Genomic DNA, 23,106 nt, shown 5'->3' with positions numbered 1-23,106 from the left:
TGCTCACAGTCCGCCAGACGCCCGGTAGCCCGCGAGACTGCTCACAGCCCGTCAAGTTCCCCCGTAGCCCGCGAGACTTCCTCGCATCCCGATTACCGTAACGGAATTCAGGTGCTGTTAACATACATCTTTATAAATTCACGCATCTGAACATGCGCTACACTCTAAGCTGGTATGTCCGATAGCGCTGCTGTCCTCCTGTGATATCCAATAACTGTAGTTCAACTAACTTATGTAGAATTCGTCTGGTGTGCCTATCAGATACTTTGAGATGATGCGCAAGCTCCAAAGGTGTGAATGTTCGGAGTAGACGTCTAGCGAAGCGTAAAGTCTCTGCTTCCAGCCAAGTTAAGGTAGAAGGCACATCCGTTGTAATGAATTTACCGATAAACGAAAGCACTAACTGCTGGCATTGTTTGGGCTCCTCGACAATTGAAGGATAAGCGATAGGAAGAAAAGTCCAGCCATCAAGAGCTAGCAAGCAATGGCGGCGACATAAATCTTTGAAACGCCTGACATCCAGATCTCTGGCATGTGGGCCAAATCCTTGGATTTCAATTCCGCCTTTCACACCTCCTGGCATGTAAGCCAAATCAAGATAGCGATAGCCATTATTAAAATCGCGTACCTCCCATTCAGGAAACAGATGATCCAAATTTCCGACTGCCGGGAACCATACAGCGCGGAGGAATTCCACCGTACCATGACCTAGCCCTTTACCAAGAAACTCCTTTCGTCTGGGGTTACTCTCATTCTCCAGATTTCTTGTTAACCATTCCTCATATTGCTGATCAAATCGCTGCATCACTATTCTCCTCCTTAACTCACGAACGAACCTAACTGATAAACCAGGCATTGATTTTTCACGCAAAAAAACCGCTCCAAAACAATGTCCACCTGAAATCAATTCAGTGTGAAATTGCATTGGAGCGGCGTGTGCTTCACGACCTATGACTGTATTATATGCGGACTTTAATTTGAGTTCAAATCATTTTACTGAAGCGTTATAGAGTAAAGTGGAGAGTCAGAGAGCGCCTGGAAAGGCGTGTTTGTAATAACTTATTTTCAAACGATTAGATTGTGATAGGTACTCAGACTCATCGGGGGCTTTCTCGCACCAAATATAACCAGAAATATGATATAGTGAATAAAACCTAAATATAGGAAAAATAGAAGAATGATCAAGTTAAATGTCGGATATTCCTACTAGAAAGTTCTTAACTTTCTAGTAGGGCTTATTACAACATGAGGTGGATCGATTATGGCTAAAACGTATTATGCAGAAGGTAGATAGGTAGCGTATGTGATAAGAGGGCTGTTAATACTTGGAGGCTTAGGGGTTTACTTTAGCATTCCGGGCCTGCACTGGGGATTTTTCTTTGGTATTTTGTTAGGCTCAGTCATTCTAGGAGAGATTTTCGGCGGAATGTGGACCAACAAACGTCGGAGGGACAAGAAGGCGAGGAAGCCAGCTAAGAGTGCTAATGTAAAGCAGAGTAGTGCTAGGCAAAGTAGCGCAACCAGGGCTAAGACTAATATTCCTTCGGCAAAAGCTCCTATCAAAAAGTTAACCGATGCACAGATTCTAAAAGAAGACGTAAGGACATTATCCGGTACGGATTTTGAGAGGTTAATGGAGTTGTATTACATAGATCAAGGCTATACCGTACAACGAGTTGGTGGTTCTGGCGATCATGAAGTGGATTTGATCCTTAAAGGCAAAGAGGGGTATAAAATCGCTGTACAGTGCAAGCGCTGGAAGCAGGATGTCGGAAATGATATAGTGTTGCGCCTTAAAGCGGGCAAGCAGGTTCACGGCTGCTACGATGCTTGGATAGTGACGACGAACAATTTCACAAAGGCGGCCAAGGAGGCAGCAGATAGGCTTAATATTAAGCTGATCAATGGTTTGTCACTAGATGATAGGTTAAAGAGATGGAAGACTAAACGTGGAGTATAATAGTAGAAAGGAATACCGCCATGATCATTAACAAACAGGAATTCCTAGTAAACGGGCTTCTTTATACGATCCGCTCTGCAGTTAAGGGAGATGCGAAGCGTCTGTCTGATGTAAGGCTGCAGGTTGATGGGGAGACCGAACATATGGATCGAGTGCCGGGAGAAGCTTTTATTGATGAAGCCGGATTTGAAAAAATCATTGAGATGGACACGGTTCATCTGCGAAATATATGTTTGGTGGCGGAAGCGGCTGGTCAGATCGTCGGCTATTCCAGATGTGCAGGGAATGATTTGCAGCGCTTCATGCACAAGGTGGAGTTTGGAGTGGGTGTCTTGAAACAATATTGGGGCTTCGGTATTGGGAAGAACCTGCTAAAAGCGTCCATTACTTGGGCTGATGCAAACGGCATAACCAAAATCATCCTAAGCGGCGTGCTGGAAACCAATGAGAGTGCTATCGGGCTGTACAAAAGCCTGGGTTTTGAAGTCGAAGGGATATTAAAGAAGGATCGCATCCTGTCAGACGGAAAATATTACAGTACATACATGATGGCGAGATATGCAGATTAGTCTAGGGACACAAGACTTGCTTCATTGACCATTTTTAATGGTTATTATTTAGGTTTTCTTTTACAGGAGGGCAAAAGAATGAAAACGTATTTTTCTTCACTCATGAACACTAGGAAAAAGAAGGTTAGTATGCTGGCCATAAGCATTTCGCTTATTGCAATCATTGCTGCCGGAGTGGTTGCTACTCTGGGTAATGAATCTGCTGTGGTTCTGCCTTCAGAGCAAACAAAGGACAGCCCGATAGAGACTCAACCCGCTGAGGTAGCATCTTTGGTATTGGGCGGGATTGAGACGTCGGACGGAAAGAAATTGACAATAGACTTGGGAGCTGGACGGGACAACAATTTTGCGAAAATGGCATGGAAAAAGGATGAGGACATCATTTTTTCTGTTCAATGTGAGCAGGAACAAGAGCTTGAAGTTGGCATTATGTCTGTCTCTACGGATGAAGTCTACAGTGGAACCGTAGCAACCGGAACAGGTAAAGTGACCATTACAGTTCCGAAAGATGGAGATTATCGTGTATATATCAAAAATCATACGGATCACGCTGCCCATTTTATTTTAGAATTAAATAAGAAACTAGAAGGTCCCCTTGCATAAATTTGAAGAGTCCACCATAGAAAAGTGGCAGGAATGCCGCTTATTTATTGTTATCAGAAGTAATCGACTTTGTGGGTGTTTTTGTTAGAGTAGGTATCTCCTTATTCCGATGAATTTACTTAACAAAAATATTGACAAGCGGAATAGTGTGTTTTAATATTGCTTTACGATATTCACTTATCGAATATTAATAATCATACTGATAACTGACCGGACAAACGGAGGTTTCATTTTCCTTAGCTTAAGGGGAATGGAGCCTTTTTTTATGGGCAAGTGGGAGGAGAAGTTGTTGATGAAGTTACTTGGAAGAATTAGTGGATTAGGTTTGAGAAAAAAGTCGCGGTCTCTTGTTATGCTTGGATTATCGCTCATATTAGTATTGGCGGTAACGGGCTGTGGAAAGTCAGAGGGTAGTGGCGCGGATACGATAACAATCGCCTCCAAAGGTTTTGGGGAGTCGGACATTTTGGCTAATGCTATTGCTCAGCTCATTGAACATGATACTAAACTTAACACCAAAATAGTTTCCTTGGGTCCGGTGTGGGAGGCGCTTGAGAAAGGTGAGATCGATACTTATATAGAGTATTCAGGGACAGCTCTGATTAAGATTTTAAAAGAGAAGCCCGAAAATGATCCGCAAAAGGTCTACGATATTGTAAAAGAAAAATTCAAAGAGAAGCATCAAGTCGAGGTGTTGGACCAGCTCGGATTTAATAACACTTATGGGTTTGTCATGCGCAAAGAGCTTGCTGAGAAACTGAATATCAAGAGTATTTCGGATTTAGCGGCTCACTCTAAGGATTTATTGTTTGGAACAAGCCAGGACTTTCTGATGAGTGAGGATACATGGCCGGTAATCCAGAAGGTGTATAATCCTCAATTTAAAGAGATCAAGAACATACCGAACAGAGTATTGGCCTATAAAGCCATCGAACAAAATTTGATTGATGTGACCAATGCGTATACAACCGACAGTCAAATTCCGCTCAGCAACTTTGTTGTTCTGAAAGATGATAAACAGGTATTCGTGCCTTACTATGCCATTCCTCTCATCCGCGGCGAAGTAGTGGAGAAACACCCTGAGTTGCGTGAGATTATCAATAAGCTTGCCGGAAGACTTGATGATGACAAAATGCAGCGCTTGAATGGCGAGGTTGATGTGAAACAGAGAACGCCGAAGGATGTAGCCAAGGAGTGGCTGGAAAGCGAAGGATTGCTTAAATGATTTTAACTCTATAGAAGAGAAGGGGATGAAGATTATGTCTCAATTTGATCAAAAAACAGCTAACACTATCAAACGTGTACCATTTGTCATTACTGATGAGGAGCGTGGGCTCCTTCCCCGCTTTGCTAATCGTCCACCAAGTGCTGCGCTTCCTCAGGAGAGTTCCGGTCTGACCCGGCGGTATCCTCCGTACCCTGAACGTTACACGTTCGAGCCGAGCGAGCGTTGGGTGCGAGCCGTAGTAGGGGATGTGGCGGTAGTAGACAGCCGTTCGCAGATTCTAGTGTGGGAGCCGAGGCATAAGGTTCCTGAGTACGGTTTTCCGGTTGAACACGTTCGAACAGATCTCTTGACCCCTTCGGAGGGAGTGCCGGAGCCAGGGATATTCTATCGGCCGCGTACAACAGATGTGAAGTGGTTTGATCTTCATTTAGGGGAACGGCATATTCCTTTTGCAGCGTGGGCCTGGAACGAACCGGGACTCGAAGGTTATCTCGGGGTTAACTGGTTTCTCGGTGTACTGGACGGCTGGTACGAGGAAGATCAACCGGTGATGACACATCCGCGTGACCCGCATAATCGGGTGGATGCGTTGCCGAGCAGCCGTCATGTTACTGTTAAGGTGAACGGCCGGGTGATTGCCGAAACGAATGATCCGGTGCTGGTCTATGAGACGGGTTTGCCGACCCGATACTATTTCCCGATTGAAGCGGTTGATTTCAGTGCACTGACGGAAACCGAAGATTGGAGCGAGTGCCCGTATAAAGGTTACTCTGATCGTTACTGGCGTTCGAATGAAGGGGAGGATTTGATCGCCTGGTCTTACTCCGATCCTCGTCCCGAGCTGTCAGTGATCGCTGGCCGTATCGCGTTCTACAATGAACGTGTCGAGCTTCTGGTAGATGGTGAGTCAGTGAATTGATTGTGTTTTGTATAGGAATCCCATTATAAAAGAAGGAATCTGCCTCCACAGCGGAGCCGGGTTCCTTTTTTCTCGCTGTAGAAAGCATATCAATCTGTAGAAAATTGTCATTAAATTAGCTTTCTAAGCCGATGTTAACTTACAATAAAGTTATTTCAGCACCGCAATAAAGCGGTTATTTCCTAGCGCGTTACTTAAACTGACGCAAATCTTGCGAATTGTATTGACTATAAGGTGTGTGTTTGTTAATTTATTGATTAATAGAAAGTAATTATTGAATGATGATAAAAAAGGAGGAATAGGCATGGATAGAATTACAGCTGCTAGAGGTGGAGAGTTGCGGTGTAAGGGCTGGAGGCAGGAAGCGCTGCTGAGAATGCTCGAGAATGTACTTGAAAATGGAGAAAATCAGAAGGAACTTACGGTATATGCTGCACTTGCGAAGGCAGCACGGAATTGGGATTCCTATCATGCCATTGTCAATACTCTTAAATCCTTGGAAGAGGATGAGACGCTTGTTATTCAATCCGGCAAGCCTATCGGCATTATGCGTACACATAAGTATGCTCCGATTGTGGTCATGGCGAACTGTAACATCGTTGGCCGATGGGCTACGAGTGATAACTTCTATAAATATCAAGAGCAGGGCTTGATCGTCTGGGGCGGCCTAACCGCCGCAGCTTGGCAATATATCGGTTCGCAAGGCGTCATTCAAGGGACGTATGAGATTTTCCAATCCATCGCCAGAATGCATTTCGGCGGCAGCCTGGCCGGTAAGTTCATTCTAACGGCTGGCTTGGGCGGAATGGGCGGCGCACAACCGCTGGCGGGCACGATGGCGGGTGCCGTTATTTTATGTGTTGAGGTATCTGAAGCCAGAATTGATAAACGCATTGAAGTCGGATATTTACAGAAGAAGACAGACAATCTGGACGAAGCGCTGCAGTGGGTTAAGGAAGCTTCTGAGAAGAAGGAGAGTCTGTCTGTAGGTTTGCTAGGCAATGCTGCTGAAATTTATCCGGAACTGATTCGCAGAGGCGTACAGCCTGATGTGGTCACAGACCAGACCTCAGCGCATGATCTGATGTATGGCTACATACCATCCGGTTATAGTTTGGAAAAAGCTGCCGAGCTGCGCAAATCTGCACCCGATCAGCTCCAGGCGGATGCAAGGGCTTCGATTGCTGTTGAAGTTACAGCGATGCTGGAGTTCCAGCGCAGAGGGGCGATTGTTTTTGATAACGGAAATAATATCCGCTCACAAGCGGTGCAGAACGGCGTGGAAAATGCTTTTGATATCCCGGTATTTACCGAAGCCTTCCTTAGACCGTTGTTCTCGCGCGCTATTGGTCCTTTCCGCTGGGTAGCTCTGAGCGGGGACGCCGGCGATATTCAGAAGATTGATCAATATATATTGAAGAATTTTAGTGATAACGATGTGGTGGTGAACTGGATTGCGCTGGCGAACAAGTACGTGCCGGTGGAAGGTTTGCCAGCGCGTATTGGCTGGTTCGGTCACGGTGACCGGACGAAGCTGGCTCTGGCGGTGAACGAAATGGTTAAGACGGGCGAGCTTAGCGGTCCGATTGCTTTTTCACGTGACCACCTGGACGCCGGATCGATGACCCATCCGAACATTATGACTGAGAATATGAAGGACGGCAGTGATGCTATCTCGGATTGGCCGCTCCTGAATGCCATGATTAACTGTTCTTCGATGGCGGATCTCGTAGCGATCCATTCCGGCGGTGGCGGTTATAGCGGTTATATGACAAGTGCTGGCGTAACACTCGTAGCGGATGGAACGGCTGATGCGGATCTTCGTTTGAAGACAACACTAGATAACGATACGGGACTCGGCGTTATGCGATATGCAGATGCAGGGTATGAGGAAGCATTAGATGAAGTAAGCAAAAAAGGAATACGTAGAATTGATACTACTTTGAAGGAGAATGCATAATGCGGGAATTAACGATAGCGGATGTACGTGCAGCAGTTAGAGGCGGAGCAGTATTTGCAGCTGGAGGCGGGGGCTGGGTTGATCATGGATTGGAAATTGGCGGTGCGGCGGTAGGCATTGCGAAACCTAAGCTGGTATCGGTTGATGAGCTTCCCGATGATGCGATTATTATTACCTGTACAGCGATTGGCGCGCCTGCCGGAAATGAATGGGAGATGTGGGGTGTTGACTATATCAAAGCTGTTCAGCTCCTGATGGAGAACTTTGACGGCAAGGTGGTCGGAGTGATGACGCCTCAGAACGGCATGTCCAGTACGATAAACGGCTGGTTGCCTGCTGCAGCGCTCGGCTTGGTGGTTGTGGATGCAACTGGTGATATTCGCGCGCATCCTACAGGCAAAATGGGCTCCATGGGTCTGGCTTCACGCCTTGACTATCAGACCATTCAGGTAGTAGTTGGTGGCCGCAGAGACACCGGTTCTTACTTGGAGCTGGTTGTAAAAGGAACGCCTGCGAAGACGTCCAACATCCTGCGCACGGCTTCTGATATGTCTGGAGGCTTCATTGCATCTGCACGCCATCCGATCCCGGCTTCTTATGTGAAAGAGCATGCGGCGATTGGCGGGATTTCGATTGCGCTGGATCTGGGCTATGCCATGATCGAGGCGGAGGCGAAAGGGCCGGAAGACATCATGGAGACCGTTGTTCAGAAAACAAACGGTAAAATGATCGGCAGAGGCGTCGTGCTGAAGAAGGACGTTCATTATTCCGGCGCATTTGATATTGGTACCATCACTATGGCTGACGGAGCTGGCAGTGAGTTGACGCTGCATGTCATGAATGAATATATGGCAGTGGATGATGCGAACGGGAACCGCTTAACAACTTACCCGGATGTGATCACAACCTTTGAGGTAGCTACAGGTTTGCCTATTAGCGTAGGTGGTGTGAAGGAAGGTATGGAAATTTCATTGCTGGCTATCGACAAGCAGCATGTTCCGCTCAGCTCCAGCGTGAAGGACCCTACGGTTTATCCGGAGGTAGAGAAGGCGCTTGGCATTCCGCTTGCCGAATACGGTCTGAAGGGTATCTAATAATTGATCCTTTATTACAACTGAGAAGGTGCTAGACTATGGACGGAAAAATAGAAATGAACGTTACGGACACAGAAGAGCAACTGTCCGATTCTATAATTACGCTTGACGGGCACAATCTCTCTATTGAGGAGCTTGAGAAGATTGCCAACAGCGGATGCCGGGTGGAATTGTCTCCGGAGGCACTGGAACGGGTTGAGGAAGCGCATGCTCTGATTCATGAGCTGGCTGCGGAAGGCATTCCGATTTATGGACTGAATCGTGGTGTTGGCAAGAATAAAGACCGTCAGATCACCGCCGATATGTATGAGGCATTCAATCGGAATCTGATTTACTCTCATTCATCTGGGGTGGGTCCTGCGGCTACAGAGCAGCAGGTAAGAGCGGTACTTGTTGCCCGTCTAAATACATTGCTGCTAGGTTGTACAGGGGTGCAGCCGGGGATTGTCCTGATGTACCGGGATATGCTTAATGCCGGTATCCACCCGATTCTCCCGGTGCGCGGCTCGGTGGGCGCTGGAGATATATCGATTTTATCCCATATTGGTTTGGCTATGATCGGCGAAGGGCAAGTAAGCTATCAAGGGAACACGCTCTCTGCCCAAGTCGCTTTGGAAGCCAATGGGATTCTGCCTTTAAAGCTTGGACCGAAAGATGCGCTGGCGATTGTTAGCTCTAACGCCTTGTCGTCAGGCAACGCGGCGTTAACAGCAGCGGCGGCACTACGATTGCTGGACACGGCGGATGCCGTGTTCGCTTTGTCGCTTGAGGCGCTGCAAGGTTGCGTTAGCCCGTTTGAGGAAGCATTGTTCGAAGCTAGGCCACTTGACGGAGCAGCGGAAAGTGCAGCGAATGTCCGAAGTCATTTACGCGGTGGCAAGCTGCTGCAGATGGATCAGCGGGAGAAAATACAAGATCCATTAAGCTTTCGCAGCGCCAGTCATGTCCATGGCGCGGCTCGGGACGCGCTCGCGTATGCTTCCAAGCTTCTGCGAGTACAATTGAATAGCTCAGACGACAATCCTTGTGTTCTTTTAAAGGAAAGAAGGGTGGTTCCTTCGTCTAATTTTGACGTGACTACGTGGACCGTTGCTTTTGAGATGCTGGCCATTGCACTCAGTCATGTATCCAAAATATCCTGCTACCGCTCGCTTAAGCTAGGTACGTCGCGTTTCACGGGCTTAGGGCGTTTTCTAGCTCCTGACGAAGGAACGATTGCTTTCGGCACGATGCAGAAGACGTTTACTTCATTGGATGCGGAAATCCGTTTGCTCTCTAATCCGGTCTCTGCGGACTACTTCTCGATTGCTGGAGACATGGAGGATCACGCCAATAATACCCCGCTGGTGATTCGTAAGACATCTGATATTATTGATCATTTATATTATATTCTTGGCATGGAAGCCATTCACGCCGCTCAAGCGGTTGATTTACGTGATTCACAAGCTACATTAGGTCAAGGATCAGCTGCGGTCTATACACAGATTCGAAACGTGGTATCGCCTTTGACGGAGGATCGGCCACTAACCCCTGATATTAGTGCTGCATATGAATTAATGCGCAAGGGAATTCGATTGGAAGGGAGAAGTGATTCATGAGCTCACAATATGATCTTCTAGTTTACGGTAACCTCGTACTTCCTGATGGAGTGCTATATGATTCAGCGATTGGGGTAAAGGACGGCAAGATTGTCAGCATAAGCCAACAGAATCCAGATGGCATCACGGCAGACAAAGTTATTCATGCAGAGGGTAGTTTTGTACTCCCCGGGGCTGTGGATGCGCACGTTCATTGTTATAGCTCTTTAGATGAAGGTTTTACCACAGCGAGTACATCCGCAGCAGCAGGTGGGGTAACGACGATTATTGAGATGCCTTACGATGCGACGGGTATGGTTTGTACGCTTGAGATGTTCGAGGAAAAAAGACTGCGTCTTGAGCAGGAATCCCTTGTAGATATGGCTATGCTGGTGACCATCCATAAGGAGGATGGCTACGAACATATTCGGGAGCTGGCAGCGGCAGGAGCCTGTGGATTCAAGGTGTCTATGTTTAACACGGACTCTTTCCGGTTTCCGCGGATAGATGACGGACAACTGCTGGATTCTTTTGCTGTCATTGCAGAGACGGGCTGCCCGGTAGGCGTTCATGCCGAGAACGATGAAATCGTAAGACGCTACATTAATAAATACCGCGATGACGGCAGCGATCCTCGTTCGCATGGTTTGAGCCGACCGAAGGTCAGCGAATCCGTCGCCGCACTGACGGTAATGGAGCTAGCTTACGAGACCGGAGTCAAGCTGCATTTGTATCATTGTACGTATCCGCGTATTTTCCAGCTTGCAGAGTATTTCCGTTCGCTTGGGGCCAAGATCACAGCGGAGACCTGTACGCATTATTTGACACTTAGCGAAGAGGACATGCCGCGTCTTGGGGCAAAGGGGAAAATCAACCCTCCGCTGCGTTCCAAATCAGATGTAGAAGGTCTGTGGGACTTGGCTGCTAAAGGCGCCATTGATATGATTACTTCCGATCATGCGCCATGGCTGCTTGAGCGCAAATCGGATGCTGACATTTTCAATAATTCATCGGGGGCTCCGGGTGTCGAGCATTTGCTACCTGTCATTTATAGTGAAGGTGTGGCGAAAGGGCGGATTTCACTTACAGAGATGGTGAGATTGCTTAGTCAAAGACCTGCAGATGTATTTGGACTGGGGCATCGTAAAGGAAGGCTGGCAGTTGGCTATGATGCCGATCTGGCGATTATTGATCCTTCTGTTGCCTGGACATTGGATGAACGGGAGCTACATTCCAGTGCGGGCTGGAGTGCTTATGAAGGCATGCAAATGCAAGGCAAGCTAACCCATACTTTGGTCAGAGGTGCTGTGGTGTATGAAGCTGGAGCCGTGGTAGGCCAGCCAGGGTATGGTCAATTCGTAAGTGCTGAGCACCGGGCATAAATTCATTCTAGGGAGAAGGAATGGAACATGGAGATTCATGCAGGGATGGTACCTAACACATCCAGGTTGCAAAATAATATTGAGCAGCTATCCACGCTGATCAACCCGTCCAAGCCCGGCTGGACCCGCCGTCCGTTCACAGAAGAGTATGACAGTGGAAGACGCTGGCTGACCGGACAAATGCAGGATGCGGGACTGACTGTGGAGATTGATGCTGCTTCTAATTTGATTGGAATTCTGCCCGGCAGTGATCCCAGCTTAGCGCCGATTATGATCGGTTCCCATACGGATACTGTGACTGGCGGCGGGCGTTTTGATGGCATTATCGGCGTGCTTGCCGGTATCGAAATTGCCCGTGTGCTGCAAGAATCGGGGCTGAAGCTGCGGCATACGCTGCAAATCGTTGATTTTACGGCGGAAGAACCTAGCGAGTTCGGGCTTTCAACCATTGGCAGCCGCGGTATGGTGGGAAATTTGACAGAGGCGATGCTGGAGCTGCGGGATGATACAGGTCTACAGCTTGCCGATGCCATCAACCGGCAGGGCGGTGATGTCAGCCGTCTGTACGCTGAGGCGAGAAAATCGGGAGAGGTAGCGCTGTATCTGGAGCTGCATATTGAGCAAGGCCCGGTGCTGGAGCAATCAGGGCATCGTCTCGGCGCGGTGCTGGGCATCGTAGGGATTCATCGCTATCGGGTCCAGATTACGGGAGCACCCAATCATGCGGGAACGACCCCGATGACGCTACGTAACGATGCGTTGGCTGGTTTTTGCGAGATCGGGTTGGCCTTTGAACGTCAATGTCTGCACTATGCGAAGGATGCGGTAGGCACGATTGGCAAAATGAACAATGAGCCTAATGCATCCAATGTAGTACCGGGCTTGGTTAGATTTGATCTGGAGATTCGCTCGCTGGATCACAAAATCTCTGAGGCGGTATATTCAGCATTTGCTGCTGAGGCTGGCGAGATTGCGGCAAGACGCGGACTGCAGATATCCCTCGAGTCCTTATCGAAATCGGATGCCGTTATCGTCAAGGAAAAGGTATTGGAGAAGGTGCTCTCAGCCTGTAATTCTGTGGCTCCTGCCATCTGTCTGCCTAGTGGAGCGGGTCATGATGCTAATCAATTGGCAAGTATTGCGCCGATCGGGATGATTTTTGTTCCGAGCAAGGATGGCAGAAGCCATTGTCCGGAGGAGTGGACAGAATTTCAGGATGTCGCTGCTGGAACACAGGCGTTGGGGCAAGCGTTGCTGCTATTTGATGAAGAAGATTTCAGCCGGTGGGAGGATGCTTAATCCCCTATCTGTACAAATTAATAGCGAGCGTCTATGGACATCCCTTGAGGCCTTAGGTCAGATTGGCGCGGATGAACAAGGAGGCATTACCCGTCTTTCGCTCACCGATGAAGAAATGACTGGAAGACAATTTGTGATGTCTCTGATGGCGGATGCCGGGCTTGAAGTCCGGCAGGATGAAGCAGGCAATCTGATCGGGGTGCTGGCAGGTGAAGACCCGGATGCAGCAGTCATCGCTACAGGCTCGCATATTGATACAGTTATCCAGGGCGGGAGATTTGACGGGGCGCTTGGCGTACTGGCTGGAATAGAAGTGCTGCGTACCATTAAAGAGCAGGGCATCCGGCACGCTCGTTCCCTGGAGGTTATTTGTTTTACTGATGAAGAAGGCGTGCGCTTTGGCGCAGGATATCTGGGAAGCCGGGCGATGAGCGGGGGATGGGATGACCAATGGTTGGAACTGAAGGACGCTAACGGCTTCTCTTTAAAGGAAGTCATGGAAAATGCGGGGGTGAGTCCCGGCACTGTGGCACTCGCTAGTCGCAGCCGTCAATCAATCCAGGCTTATGTCGAACTGCACATTGAGCAAGGCCGTGTACTGGAGGCGCTGGGCACATCTGTTGGAATAGCTACTGCGATTTATGGACATTGCTGGCTTGAAGTCACGGTTCGTGGGCGTGCGGATCATGCTGGAACAACCCCGATGAAGCTGCGGCAAGATCCGCTGACGGCTACTGCTGCGCAACTGCTCGCCATTGAACAGATAGCTGTTGAACACGGTGGAGTGGCAACGATAGGCACATTAAAGCTTGCGCCAGGAGCAATTAACGTTATCCCTGGAGAGGTCGTATACAGCGTGGATCTGCGGCATGAAGAAGCTGAGAAGCTACTTCAGATGGAGATAGCGATTAGAGAAGCGTTAACTGGTATAGCAGAAGAGAAAAGCTTGAGTCTCTCGATTATAGCTACAGACAGTGCTCCGCCCGTTCGATCCTCTCAGATGATTATTGATACCTTGGCAGAGAGCTGTAGAATTAATGAGTTCCCGGAGCATTATATGGTCTGCGGTGCAGGCCATGATGCGGTTGCAATGAATGAGCTTACGGAAATCGGTTTGATTCTGGTCCGCTCACGCGATGGTATCAGTCATCATCCGCTGGAATGGAGCAGTCCCGAGGATTGTGAGGCCGGCGCCAATGTGCTGCTGCATGCTCTGATAAAACTTTCTATATAAGTCGAACAAAAGAAAGTAACAAAAAGCGAGGAGGAACGAAGGGGGAAGTTTGGAACTGTAGGAGCGACAGCGCCCGCCTTTGTCTGCGGATTTCTACCGCGAACAGCGGTAATAAACCAAGAAATCTGCAGACAACAGCGGCCGGAAGTCCAAACATTCCACCGTAGTGACGACTGAGCTTTACGTTTGGAACTTAAGTTCGTCTTATATAAAGAAACAAATAAATAAATCCGATTGACATAATGGTATATATGACTTAATAATAATGGTAATTAATTATTGATATATGATAAATTAGGCGGAAGGAGATGGAATTACGGGTGAATGTTTTCCGTGAAGCTTACGAGTATGTGATAACCAATAGTGACCGGTTTCTGGAAGCGGCTAAGGTGCATTTAAGCATAAGCGTTTACGCACTTCTTATAGCGATCGTCATCTGCGTACCTCTCGGTATTCTGTGCGCCAAGAAGCAATGGCTAACCGATCCGATCATGGGCCTCTTCAATTCCCTGCGAGTCATCCCAAGCTTGGCGGTATTAGTTATTATTTTACCGATCATGGGAACAGGCTTTGCACCCGCACTCGTCGCCTTGACGATACTTGCTTGCCCTCCAATTCTTATTAATACATATATGGGTTTTCGGGGGATTGAGCCGGCAATCATTGAAGCAGCTTCGGGCCTCGGAATGGGTGAGAGGATGATTATGCGTAAGATCGAGCTGCCGCTCGCAGCTCCATTGCTGTTGTCCGGAATTAAGACTTCGGCGGTAGAGGTCATTGCCAGTGCCACACTCGCTGCATTCATCGGCGGCGGCGGATTTGGTACGTTTATCATCAATGGTCTGGGAATGTACAAATTTTCCTTGTTGCTTGTCGGTGCGCTTCCAGTAGCCCTATTAGCCATTCTATCGGAAATCGGTTTTTCAGGAATCGAAAGATTAGTCACCAAGTATCAGCGATAATGTGAGAGGAGTATTCCATTGAAAAGAAAACTATTAGCTTTGGCCGGTTTGCTGGTAAGTGTAATTCTGGTAATTAGCGCATGCTCCTCCAATTCCGGTAAGACTGTAGTGAAAGTAGGCTCCAAAAATTTTACCGAGTCCCTGATTCTAGGTGAAATGTATGCACTGGCTCTTGAGGATGCTGGCTACAAGGTGGATCGCAAGCTTAACCTCGGCGGTACATTGGTTGCTCACGAAGCGCTTAAAAAAGGCGATATTGACTTTTATCCTGAATACACAGGAACCGGATTGATCAACGTTCTGGAATTGCCGCCGAACTCGGATGCCAAAACGGTGTACGATGAAGTAGCCAAAGGCTACAAAGACAAATTCAATCTGATCTGGCTGGAACCGACCAACGCGAATGATTCCCAAGGTCTGGTGACCTCTAAGAAAATTGCTGAAAAATATAATCTCTACAAAATCTCTGATCTCGTGAAGTATGCACCGGAGCTTAACATGGCAGCTGTGCCGGAATTCGAAGAGCGTGAGGATGGACTGAAAGGTCTGAATGCTACTTACGGTAAACTGAATTTCAAGAGCATGAAGCTGTTTGACTATGGTATCAAATACCGTGTCGTGCTGGACGGCGAGGCCGATGTCACTGTAGGCTTCACAACGGATGGTGATTTGACCAACAAGGATCTTGTGCTGCTGGAGGATGACAAGAAATTCTGGCCTCCATACTTCGTTGCTCCTGTAATCCGTGGTGAGCTTAACGACAAGGACCCGGAAATCGCGAAAGTGTTGAATAAAATCTCGGCGAAGCTGGATAACGAAACTGTGCAAAAGCTGAACGCTCAAGTCGATATTGAGAAAAAAGAATATGCAGATGTGGCCAAGTCCTTCCTGGAAGAACAAGGTCTAATCAAGAAGTAATTAATAATTGAAGCAGTGGGGTTTCTCCAGAGGGAGAAGCCCCCTTCCTACAGGAGTTGATTAGTGATGAAAGAGGCAATCGTTTTCGAACAGGTATCCAAAACATTTCCGAAGGCCCCGAAGCCTTCTGTAAATGAAACGAGTCTAAGTATTCCCCAAGGTTCCTTTGTTACGATTCTGGGCGCATCGGGCAGCGGGAAGACAACCTTACTGAAGATGGTGAACCGCATTATTGAGCCGACCGCAGGTACCATCTCTGTGTTTGGCAAAGATATTCGGAGCTTGCCTGTAACAGAGCTGCGCCGGAGTATTGGTTATGTGATACAGCAGGTGGGGCTGTTCCCGCATCTGACCATCGAGCAGAACATTGCCACTGTGCCGGATATTCTGGGCTGGGAGCGGCAGAAGACCGCGGAGCGAATTGATTATTTAATGAAGCTTGTCCATCTTCCGGAAAATTATAAAAAGCTCTACCCCCGCCAATTGTCAGGTGGACAGCAGCAGCGGGTGGGTATTGCCAGAGCGATGGCCGGAGACCCTGCCATTTTGCTGATGGATGAGCCGTTTGGTGCTATTGATGCCATTACACGTAAGAAGCTGCAGGATGATTTTAAGCAGATTCAACAGGAGCTTGGCAAGACCGTGCTGTTTGTTACGCATGATGTGGAAGAGGCGATGAAGCTGGGAGATCAAATGATCGTCATGAATGAGGGCTCCATTCAGCAGTACGACACCCCGCTGGCCATTATGTCGAACCCTAGCAATTCCTTCGTGTCGAGTTTGATTCAAGCAGATGACTTATTCCAGCAGCTCCACCTGATCCGGGCTGAGGATCGAATGATCGCTTTGACGAATGAGACTGTAACGGATGGTGTTCCGACCATTCAGGGTAGTGAAAGTCTAAAGACGGCGCTTCAGTCTCTTTTGCAGCATAATGCCCCTTATGTCGTTGTTGAAAATGATAAGGGCGAGCGGCTAGGTCAGATTACGCTAGAGCAGTTGAATCTGCAGAATGGCAGGTGATTGGAATGCTGGACTATTTTTCCCGCCATTATGATGATTTATTGATCTCTTTATGGGAGCATATCGTACTTACGTTTGTTTCTTTGCTGATTGCGATGCTTATCGCGCTGCCGCTTGGCTACTGGTTAGCCAGAAGACGGAGAATTGCGGTACCTGTGTTGTCTGTACTAAGTATTATTTATGCGATTCCCAGCTTGGGCATGTTCGCCTTGCTGATCCCGTTCGTGGGACTTGGTGCTAAGCCGGCCATTATTGCACTGGTTGTGTACAGTCAGCTAATTCTGGTCCGCAATGTTATCTCAGGATTTCAAGGCATTGAGCCTTCTATTATTGAGGTAGCTAAAGGTATGGGGTACAGCGCGTGGAGACAATTTGTCCGGATTGAACTGCCGCTGGCATTGCCGGTTATTCTGGGCGGGGTGAGAATTGCGTCGGTATCCGTAATAGGCATTACAACCATCGCAGCCTGGATTAATGCCGGAGGGCTGGGCGGGGTACTGTTTGAAGGGTTGTATCAAAACTCCATTCCCAAGATGGTGTGGGGTACGCTGCTAGTCTCCTTGCTGGCGTTATCGACGAATATGGTCCTGCTACGACTTGAGAAAATCACTTTGCGCAGGTCACGCGGGGAACAGAGAGTATGATATACTGGTTCAGAGTTTTATAACTACGATCGTTTTATTTTGAGGTGTAATAATGAATGGTACTCAGACGTTGGAACGTGCTATCGATATCCTGTTTGTTCTTGCTGACTCCGGTACTACGCTTACAGTAAGCGAAATTGCGGAGAAGGTGGGCATTCCGGAGAGCACGGCATATCGTTTTATTCAATCGCTGATTAAGAGTGGCTTTGTGGAGCGCAAGGGGAGGAGCAAGATTGGCCTGGGGCTTCGAATCTTTGATTTAGCCAGAGGCTTGTCTCAGCAGATCGAGAAGGAGCTTCTGGTTATCGCCAGGCCGATTATGGAGGAGCTCACCGCTCTGACTAATGAAACCTCGGTCTTATTCGTCCGCTCCGGCTCCAAAGCCATTTGTCTTGAGCATGTAACCAGTCCAAGATTAATCAGAATGTCTATTGAAAATGGCCGGGTGCTGCCGCTGAATTCAGGCGCTTCGGGCAAAACACTGCTTGCGTATGAGAACGATAAGATTATCGAAGACATGTGCAAGCTTTTTGAAGCAAATTCCACGAAGTCTACGCTGTTGCAAGAACTGCATAACATAAAGGACGCAGGCTATTGTTTTACCTTAGGCGAGGTAGATACGGATGCGTTCGCTATTGCAGCGCCTGTGCTTGACCCGCAACAGCGAATTGTTGCCAGCCTGTCGGCTGCAGGACCGATTCATCGGCTTGGCGAAGACGAAATTCCGCTGTTCATTGGGCATGTGAAGGAAGCGGCGTCTCGTATTTCGTGCAAGCTTGGCGGATTGGGGTAAATATTTTATTGAACTGCATAAAGAGTAAGAGTAGCGGAGTGTAAGGTGAGCCGCTTTTTTGCGTTGCCCAGGACTAAGTTCAGGTAACTTTTCTTCATTTTCCAACGTCTTGATTATTAAGGGGGAATGACAGTGAAGCGGCTAATTGGAACTTTGTTTGCATTACTACTGTTATCGGGATGTGCTCATCCTTCATTAGCTCAAGTTGACAAGACCAACGCACCTGAGACAGGCCAGATATCATCCCAGAGCTGGTCTTTCGATAAAATCATTACGTTTAATAAAACAATCTATGTGGGAACTGAAATAAAAGTAGCTCCTACCGATATTCAGGAAAGTATAGGAGAAGTTAAAACTTACTCAGATGAGGAATCGGAGTCTGGTAAGGATGATTTTTCTAATCATTATCCTGTTGGAACAAAACTTTATAAGATAAAAGACCTATCTACTCAAACTGCTATTGCCGTTGAAATTAATAAAGATTCGTTTGTTTTGGCGCAAATAGAAAAGGAATAAACCAGATAATGTGTCCTTGATTCCCCAAGTTCCCTATTTGAAGGAAATGTGTCGTATTCTGACGAATATAGTCATAAACATAATGGATTGGGTGCGAATATGAAAATGGGACTGGGACCAGGGACAATGAGAAAACAATTGACGGTGCTCATCGGCATGATGCTTGTCTTTACCGTCGTTATATCAATATTCGTCTATGAATGGCTTCATCCTACGTTTCGGTACCCCGAAGCGCGTGGAGGAGTGTTGGACGCCAGACAATGGGATTTTGCGAAGCAAGGGATTGTACCGTTGCGGGGAGAGTGGGAGTTCTATGAGAACAAGCTGTTAACTCCGCAGGATTTCCAAACCGGTGGCAAGGCACTGGAAGCGGAGCGCCGGCTTCTTAGTGTTGCTGGAGGCTGGAAAGGTGTAGTTTCATCTGACAGGGGGCATGGTGCAGGTACGTACCGTCTGCGCGTAGAGGTTAAAGATCCTGACTTTTATAGCCTTAGAGCTAAAAAGCTTCGGTTGTCCAGCCATATCTTCATGAACGGTTCAGACCTCGGCGGTACTGGAAAACCGCATTTGTCGCCGGATCAATTTGTACCTAGCAACCTTCCGTTTTACGGTATGATGAAAGCGGATAGCGGCACCATTGATATCATTATTCAGATCGCAAGCTACCGTTATTTGGAAGGCGGCTTGGTGCAAGCGCCAGAATTCGGTTTAACAGCAGATGTATGGGCCAGGCGCGATAATGCCCGTTTAGCGGACATGATTGTTATCACCACCATGCTGGTATTCGGGATTTATTTCGCAGGAACATTCAAGCAATGGCGGAAGGAGCCCTATCTCGCCTTTTTTAGTTTGTTCTGCTTGTCATTAGGGTTATTTTTCAGCATTGACAATGAAATCGTCATGGCGACTCTGTTCCCCGGGATCTCTTTTCTTTTATTGCAGAAGATGCTCTTTATCCTGCCCTACGTTTCTGTTATGTCCTTTACCCTCTATGTCTATCTGTACCTGGGCCTGGACCATAAGGGAAGCCCGGAGTATAAGTGGTTGAAAAGGGTTTATTATGGATGTCTTGTCTTATTGGTTGGCATACCAAACGAATATTTAATTGATATTCTTTGGCTCGGGATCGTCCTGCAAATCACGGCGTTCGCTTTCATGATTCGCTGGCTGTTCCGTTATCGGAATAGCGGGGTTCAAGTTTACTATATTTTGCTCGGCTTATTTTTCCTTATTATTAGTTGGGTGTATGCCCAGACGCGTTATCAGCTCGCGCTAGACAACCCGTATTATATGATCGTAACGCCTCTGCTTCTCGTTCTATCGCAATCCTTCCTCATGTCGGACCGGGTTCGCGAGGCGTTCTTGCGGAACGAGCGGCTCACTGAGCAGCTCATTGCGTATGACCGCCAAAAAGACGAATTTCTCATCCATACGTCACACGAGTTCAAAACACCGCTGCACGGCATTATCAATCTGGCGCAGGTGGTTATCGACCAGAGCGGCGAAGGGATAGCGCAGCGGCATCGTGAGAATCTGGACTTCATCATTGCCCAGGCGACCCGCTTGTCTACACTGGTGAACGATATTATCGATTTCCAGAGCTTGCAGCGCGGAAGCCTGACGTTCCACCACCGGTTTTTCGATGTCAGCGGCACGGTGCAGGCTACGCTCGAAGCCCTGAAATTCATTCGTAGAAATGATCAGGTGTGGCTGGTCAATCAGGTACCCCCGGGAACCTTTTATCTATTTACCGATGAAAACCGCATGAAGCAGATTCTTGTGAATCTGGTCGGCAATGCGTTGAAGTTTACAGAACGGGGAAGTGTGACGGTGGCCGCAGAGTCGCGGGAAGGCCGGCTGTTCCTGACGTTTTCGGACACTGGCGCTGGAATGAGTGAAGAACGGCGCCAAATGCTTTTCCAATTGGATCTATATAATGACGGGGAGCCAGAGGTTTCGGCGTATCAATCTTCTGGTCTCGGTCTGAAAATATCCAAGGCGCTTGCGAAGCAAATGGACGGCGATCTGGAACTGAAGTGGTCGGAGCCGGGAAGAGGCTCCGTGTTTGAGCTGCAGCTGCCAGAGGCGACGGCAACACAGAGAGAACTTGGGGCCATCCGGGCAGAAGCCGCTGCCGGTCTGGAGCCGCAACCTTTGCCCAGGGCAAGCTCGCCGGTGAAGAAAGAGACCTCGCCGCATGCAGCGGAGCGAACCGGCGAGGTGAAGATTTTGCTGGTGGATGATGATTCCTCCAACATCAAGGTGCTGCAGGAGTTATTTGCCTCCAGTCGCTATCATGTTCTTACGGCGTACAATGGGGCGGACGCGCTCAAGCTGATTCAGCAGCATCGCGATGATCTGTCGCTTGTCCTGCTCGATGTGATGATGCCTGAGCTCTCAGGCTATGAAGTGTGCAGGCTTATTCGGGAGGAGAACCCGCTCTACAAGCTGCCCGTTCTGCTGCTGACTGTACGCAATTCGCCGGCAGATATTGCGATGGGATTCGAAGTGGGAGCAAATGATTTTCTAGTGAAACCGTTCAGCGGCAAGGAGCTGCTGGCCCGGGTACAGACACTGCTGGAATTGAAGGAAGCAGTCGAGCAGGCCATTCGGATGGAGACATTGTTTCTGCAATCGCAGATCAAGCCGCATTTTATCTATAACGCCTTGAGTGGCATTATCTCGTTATGCTATAGCGATGGCGAGCGGGCAGGCAAGCTGCTGAGCGAATTCAGCAACTATTTGCGGCTCAGCTTTGATCTTGACCCCCGTCATGCGAAGGTCAGTCTAAAGCGTGAGCTGTCTCTCACCAAATCCTACGTCGAGCTGGAGCAGGCCCGTTTCGGCACACGCCTGAATGTGGAATGGGATGTTGATGTTCGGACGCAGACGATGCTTCCGGCATTGATTTTGCAGCCTCTGGTCGAAAATGCGATTCGCCATGGCATCATGAAGCGACTGTCGGGAGGCACGGTGGTTATTCGGGCGAAGCTTTCGCCGCAAGGCTTGCAGATCACTGTTCAGGATGACGGTGTTGGCATGACCCCAGAGCAACTGGATCGAATTTTTAAGCGGGAGCGGCTGGATGGAAGCATTGGCCTGATCAATGTCCACAAACGACTCATCAATGAATTCGCTCAAGGCTTGCGGATCGAGAGCGTTCAGGACAAGGGTACAACCGTCACCTTCCTGATCCCTACCCGCACAGCAGCAACTAGAGCTAACGGAGAGGAGCATGAAACACGTTGATGAAAGCTATCGTTGTAGATGATGAGTTATTGGTTACGGAGCAAATTGACAGAATGCTTGCGAGTGCAGGAGTGAAGGTGCTGGGCTGCTGCGTGAATCCTCATGAGGCGCTGGGAATGGCGAAAGAGCTAAAGCCCGATGTACTATTTCTGGATATTGAAATGCCGGAGCTGAGCGGGCTTGAGATTGCGGAGCAGGTATATGCGGACAAGCTCGACATGGAGGTCGTGTTCATTACTGCCTACAATCAATACGCGATCGATGCGTTCCGGGTGAATGCTCTCGATTATTTGCTGAAGCCGCTTATGGAAGAGGATTTGCAGCGTTCGCTCGAACGCGTAGGAAAAAGACGGCAGCGCCACAAGGATGATGTTGGCAACGGTGGACAACGAAGTGCTGTCGCCTATCTGTTCGGCAAGTTTGCTCTACATATGGATGTTGACTTTGAGCCGGTTCGCTGGGTAACCTCCAAGTGCGCGGAGCTGCTCGCTTATATGCTGTTACAGCCCCGGGATAAAGAGGTTAGCAAGTGGGAACTGTTCGAGGCGCTCTGGCCGGCCCTGGATGTGGAGAAGGCAGGCATCAACCTTCGAAGTACGGTTAGCAGAATTAATAAGACACTACGGGATTGTCGATCCGGGATGTCGCTGGCATCAGTCCGGAATGGATACAAGTTGGTCTTATCCGATGAAGCGCTGGCTTTGGATGCGAACGAATTGGAGCTTTTCGTATTGGACGCTGTCAGAATAGATCCTGACAATCTGGTGTATGTTGAGCAACTGGTTCACCGCTGTAGCCTGCCGTTTCTTCAAGGGTTCGACAGCGTCTGGTGCGAGCCTTACCGCAAAGAATACCGCCAGTACTTTCTCAGTCTGGGGAAAAAGCTGCTCTTGTATTATGAGGAAGCCGTGACGGAGCCGCTCAAGGCGCTGCGACTGGCCGAGCTGCTGGTCGAACACGAGCCTTATGACGAATCGCTGCGGGAAGAGGCGCTGAAGCTACACTATCGCATCGGCGGTTCTGGACGTGCTACCGCCTACTACGAAGAATACACCGAGTTGATCCATGCAGAGCTGGGAGCTGTGTCGGGAGATACGCTTACAAGTTTGCTTCGAGACTTAACGGATTGATATATATTGAACGAAGGAACCTGGCATCAGAAGCGGGTTCCTTTTT

20 protein-coding genes are annotated in these 23,106 nt (G+C 48.6%); 19 read left to right on the top strand and 1 reads right to left on the bottom strand.

Going from position 1 to position 23,106, the window contains the following annotated elements; translation table 11 throughout:
• Positions 1-157: 157 nt before the first annotated feature.
• Positions 158-805 (bottom strand): transcriptional regulator, encoded by a 648-nt coding sequence (locus ACFRAM_RS05365; protein WP_379464888.1) that lies wholly within the window; start codon positions 803-805, stop codon positions 158-160.
• A 498-nt stretch (positions 806-1,303) separates the two neighbouring features.
• Here ACFRAM_RS05365 and ACFRAM_RS05360 point away from each other — a divergent pair, with 498 nt between their 5' ends.
• From ACFRAM_RS05360 to ACFRAM_RS05270, 19 genes are all read left to right on the top strand, one after another.
• Positions 1,304-1,960 carry a restriction endonuclease gene (locus ACFRAM_RS05360; protein WP_379464887.1) on the top strand — a complete coding sequence of 219 codons (657 nt, stop codon included), beginning with the start codon at positions 1,304-1,306 and terminating at the stop codon, positions 1,958-1,960.
• Between the two features lie 20 nt (positions 1,961-1,980).
• Complete coding sequence (locus ACFRAM_RS05355; protein ID WP_379464886.1) at positions 1,981-2,529, top strand: GNAT family N-acetyltransferase; 549 nt, start codon at positions 1,981-1,983, stop codon at positions 2,527-2,529.
• Between the two features lie 78 nt (positions 2,530-2,607).
• A complete protein-coding gene (locus tag ACFRAM_RS05350) occupies positions 2,608-3,132 on the top strand; it encodes a hypothetical protein (RefSeq protein ID WP_379464885.1) in 525 nt (174 codons plus the stop codon).
• Positions 3,133-3,397: 265 nt separating this feature from the next.
• On the top strand, positions 3,398-4,357 hold the full coding sequence (locus tag ACFRAM_RS05345) for an ABC transporter substrate-binding protein (RefSeq protein ID WP_379464884.1): 960 nt from the start codon (positions 3,398-3,400) through the stop codon (positions 4,355-4,357).
• 34 nt (positions 4,358-4,391) lie between these two features.
• Positions 4,392-5,279 (top strand): DUF427 domain-containing protein, encoded by an 888-nt coding sequence (locus tag ACFRAM_RS05340; RefSeq protein WP_379464883.1) that lies wholly within the window; start codon positions 4,392-4,394, stop codon positions 5,277-5,279.
• A 304-nt stretch (positions 5,280-5,583) separates the two neighbouring features.
• On the top strand, positions 5,584-7,239 hold the full coding sequence (locus tag ACFRAM_RS05335) for a thiourocanate hydratase (protein WP_379464882.1): 1,656 nt from the start codon (positions 5,584-5,586) through the stop codon (positions 7,237-7,239).
• Positions 7,239-8,333 carry a thiohydantoin desulfurase gene (locus ACFRAM_RS05330; RefSeq protein ID WP_379464881.1) on the top strand — a complete coding sequence of 365 codons (1,095 nt, stop codon included), beginning with the start codon at positions 7,239-7,241 and terminating at the stop codon, positions 8,331-8,333. The genes ACFRAM_RS05335 and ACFRAM_RS05330 overlap by 1 nt, the downstream gene beginning before the upstream one ends.
• 38 nt (positions 8,334-8,371) lie before the next feature.
• The gene (locus tag ACFRAM_RS05325) at positions 8,372-9,931 is read left to right on the top strand and encodes an HAL/PAL/TAL family ammonia-lyase (RefSeq protein WP_379464880.1); all 1,560 of its coding nucleotides are present in this window, start codon (positions 8,372-8,374) and stop codon (positions 9,929-9,931) included.
• Entirely contained in the window at positions 9,928-11,292 is a 1,365-nt protein-coding gene (locus tag ACFRAM_RS05320; protein ID WP_379464879.1) for a dihydroorotase, read from the top strand. The genes ACFRAM_RS05325 and ACFRAM_RS05320 overlap by 4 nt, the downstream gene beginning before the upstream one ends.
• A 27-nt stretch (positions 11,293-11,319) precedes the next feature.
• Complete coding sequence (locus ACFRAM_RS05315) at positions 11,320-12,591, top strand: Zn-dependent hydrolase (protein ID WP_379464878.1); 1,272 nt, start codon at positions 11,320-11,322, stop codon at positions 12,589-12,591.
• Positions 12,584-13,825: a Zn-dependent hydrolase gene (locus ACFRAM_RS05310; RefSeq protein WP_379464877.1), complete on the top strand. Its 1,242-nt coding sequence runs from the start codon at positions 12,584-12,586 to the stop codon at positions 13,823-13,825. The genes ACFRAM_RS05315 and ACFRAM_RS05310 overlap by 8 nt, the downstream gene beginning before the upstream one ends.
• Before the next feature lie 308 nt (positions 13,826-14,133).
• On the top strand, positions 14,134-14,787 hold the full coding sequence (locus ACFRAM_RS05305) for an ABC transporter permease (protein ID WP_066372638.1): 654 nt from the start codon (positions 14,134-14,136) through the stop codon (positions 14,785-14,787).
• Between the two features lie 18 nt (positions 14,788-14,805).
• Positions 14,806-15,705, top strand: coding sequence for a glycine betaine ABC transporter substrate-binding protein (locus ACFRAM_RS05300; RefSeq protein WP_379464876.1), 900 nt, complete (start codon positions 14,806-14,808; stop codon positions 15,703-15,705).
• Between the two features lie 66 nt (positions 15,706-15,771).
• Complete coding sequence (locus ACFRAM_RS05295) at positions 15,772-16,728, top strand: ABC transporter ATP-binding protein (protein ID WP_217622213.1); 957 nt, start codon at positions 15,772-15,774, stop codon at positions 16,726-16,728.
• Between the two features lie 5 nt (positions 16,729-16,733).
• Entirely contained in the window at positions 16,734-17,372 is a 639-nt protein-coding gene (locus ACFRAM_RS05290) for an ABC transporter permease (RefSeq protein ID WP_379464875.1), read from the top strand.
• Positions 17,373-17,424: 52 nt separating this feature from the next.
• Positions 17,425-18,165 (top strand): IclR family transcriptional regulator, encoded by a 741-nt coding sequence (locus ACFRAM_RS05285; protein WP_379464874.1) that lies wholly within the window; start codon positions 17,425-17,427, stop codon positions 18,163-18,165.
• 132 nt (positions 18,166-18,297) lie between these two features.
• The gene (locus ACFRAM_RS05280; protein WP_379464873.1) at positions 18,298-18,681 is read left to right on the top strand and encodes a hypothetical protein; all 384 of its coding nucleotides are present in this window, start codon (positions 18,298-18,300) and stop codon (positions 18,679-18,681) included.
• Positions 18,682-18,807: 126 nt separating this feature from the next.
• On the top strand, positions 18,808-21,930 hold the full coding sequence (locus ACFRAM_RS05275) for a hybrid sensor histidine kinase/response regulator (RefSeq protein WP_379464872.1): 3,123 nt from the start codon (positions 18,808-18,810) through the stop codon (positions 21,928-21,930).
• Entirely contained in the window at positions 21,930-23,060 is a 1,131-nt protein-coding gene (locus ACFRAM_RS05270) for a response regulator (RefSeq protein WP_379465521.1), read from the top strand. Before ACFRAM_RS05275 ends, ACFRAM_RS05270 begins: the two co-directional genes overlap by 1 nt.
• Positions 23,061-23,106: the final 46 nt, after the last annotated feature.

Source organism: Paenibacillus sp. NPDC056722 (assembly GCF_042790635.1).
GTDB lineage: Bacteria > Bacillota > Bacilli > Paenibacillales > Paenibacillaceae > Paenibacillus_AQ > Paenibacillus_AQ agri.
Note: the sequence above shows the minus strand (reverse complement) of the source record. Positions and strands in the feature narration are given on the sequence as shown.

Coding starts and splice junctions, on each gene's coding strand:
- ACFRAM_RS05365 (WP_379464888.1), bottom strand. CDS start 805: ATGCAGCGATTTGATCAGCAATATGAGGAATGGTTAACAAGAAATCTG.
- ACFRAM_RS05355 (WP_379464886.1), top strand. CDS start 1,981: ATGATCATTAACAAACAGGAATTCCTAGTAAACGGGCTTCTTTATACG.
- ACFRAM_RS05350 (WP_379464885.1), top strand. CDS start 2,608: ATGAAAACGTATTTTTCTTCACTCATGAACACTAGGAAAAAGAAGGTT.
- ACFRAM_RS05345 (WP_379464884.1), top strand. CDS start 3,398: ATGGGCAAGTGGGAGGAGAAGTTGTTGATGAAGTTACTTGGAAGAATT.
- ACFRAM_RS05340 (WP_379464883.1), top strand. CDS start 4,392: ATGTCTCAATTTGATCAAAAAACAGCTAACACTATCAAACGTGTACCA.
- ACFRAM_RS05335 (WP_379464882.1), top strand. CDS start 5,584: ATGGATAGAATTACAGCTGCTAGAGGTGGAGAGTTGCGGTGTAAGGGC.
- ACFRAM_RS05330 (WP_379464881.1), top strand. CDS start 7,239: ATGCGGGAATTAACGATAGCGGATGTACGTGCAGCAGTTAGAGGCGGA.
- ACFRAM_RS05325 (WP_379464880.1), top strand. CDS start 8,372: ATGGACGGAAAAATAGAAATGAACGTTACGGACACAGAAGAGCAACTG.
- ACFRAM_RS05320 (WP_379464879.1), top strand. CDS start 9,928: ATGAGCTCACAATATGATCTTCTAGTTTACGGTAACCTCGTACTTCCT.
- ACFRAM_RS05315 (WP_379464878.1), top strand. CDS start 11,320: ATGGAGATTCATGCAGGGATGGTACCTAACACATCCAGGTTGCAAAAT.
- ACFRAM_RS05310 (WP_379464877.1), top strand. CDS start 12,584: ATGCTTAATCCCCTATCTGTACAAATTAATAGCGAGCGTCTATGGACA.
- ACFRAM_RS05305 (WP_066372638.1), top strand. CDS start 14,134: ATGGAATTACGGGTGAATGTTTTCCGTGAAGCTTACGAGTATGTGATA.
- ACFRAM_RS05295 (WP_217622213.1), top strand. CDS start 15,772: ATGAAAGAGGCAATCGTTTTCGAACAGGTATCCAAAACATTTCCGAAG.
- ACFRAM_RS05290 (WP_379464875.1), top strand. CDS start 16,734: ATGCTGGACTATTTTTCCCGCCATTATGATGATTTATTGATCTCTTTA.
- ACFRAM_RS05285 (WP_379464874.1), top strand. CDS start 17,425: ATGAATGGTACTCAGACGTTGGAACGTGCTATCGATATCCTGTTTGTT.
- ACFRAM_RS05275 (WP_379464872.1), top strand. CDS start 18,808: ATGAGAAAACAATTGACGGTGCTCATCGGCATGATGCTTGTCTTTACC.
- ACFRAM_RS05270 (WP_379465521.1), top strand. CDS start 21,930: ATGAAAGCTATCGTTGTAGATGATGAGTTATTGGTTACGGAGCAAATT.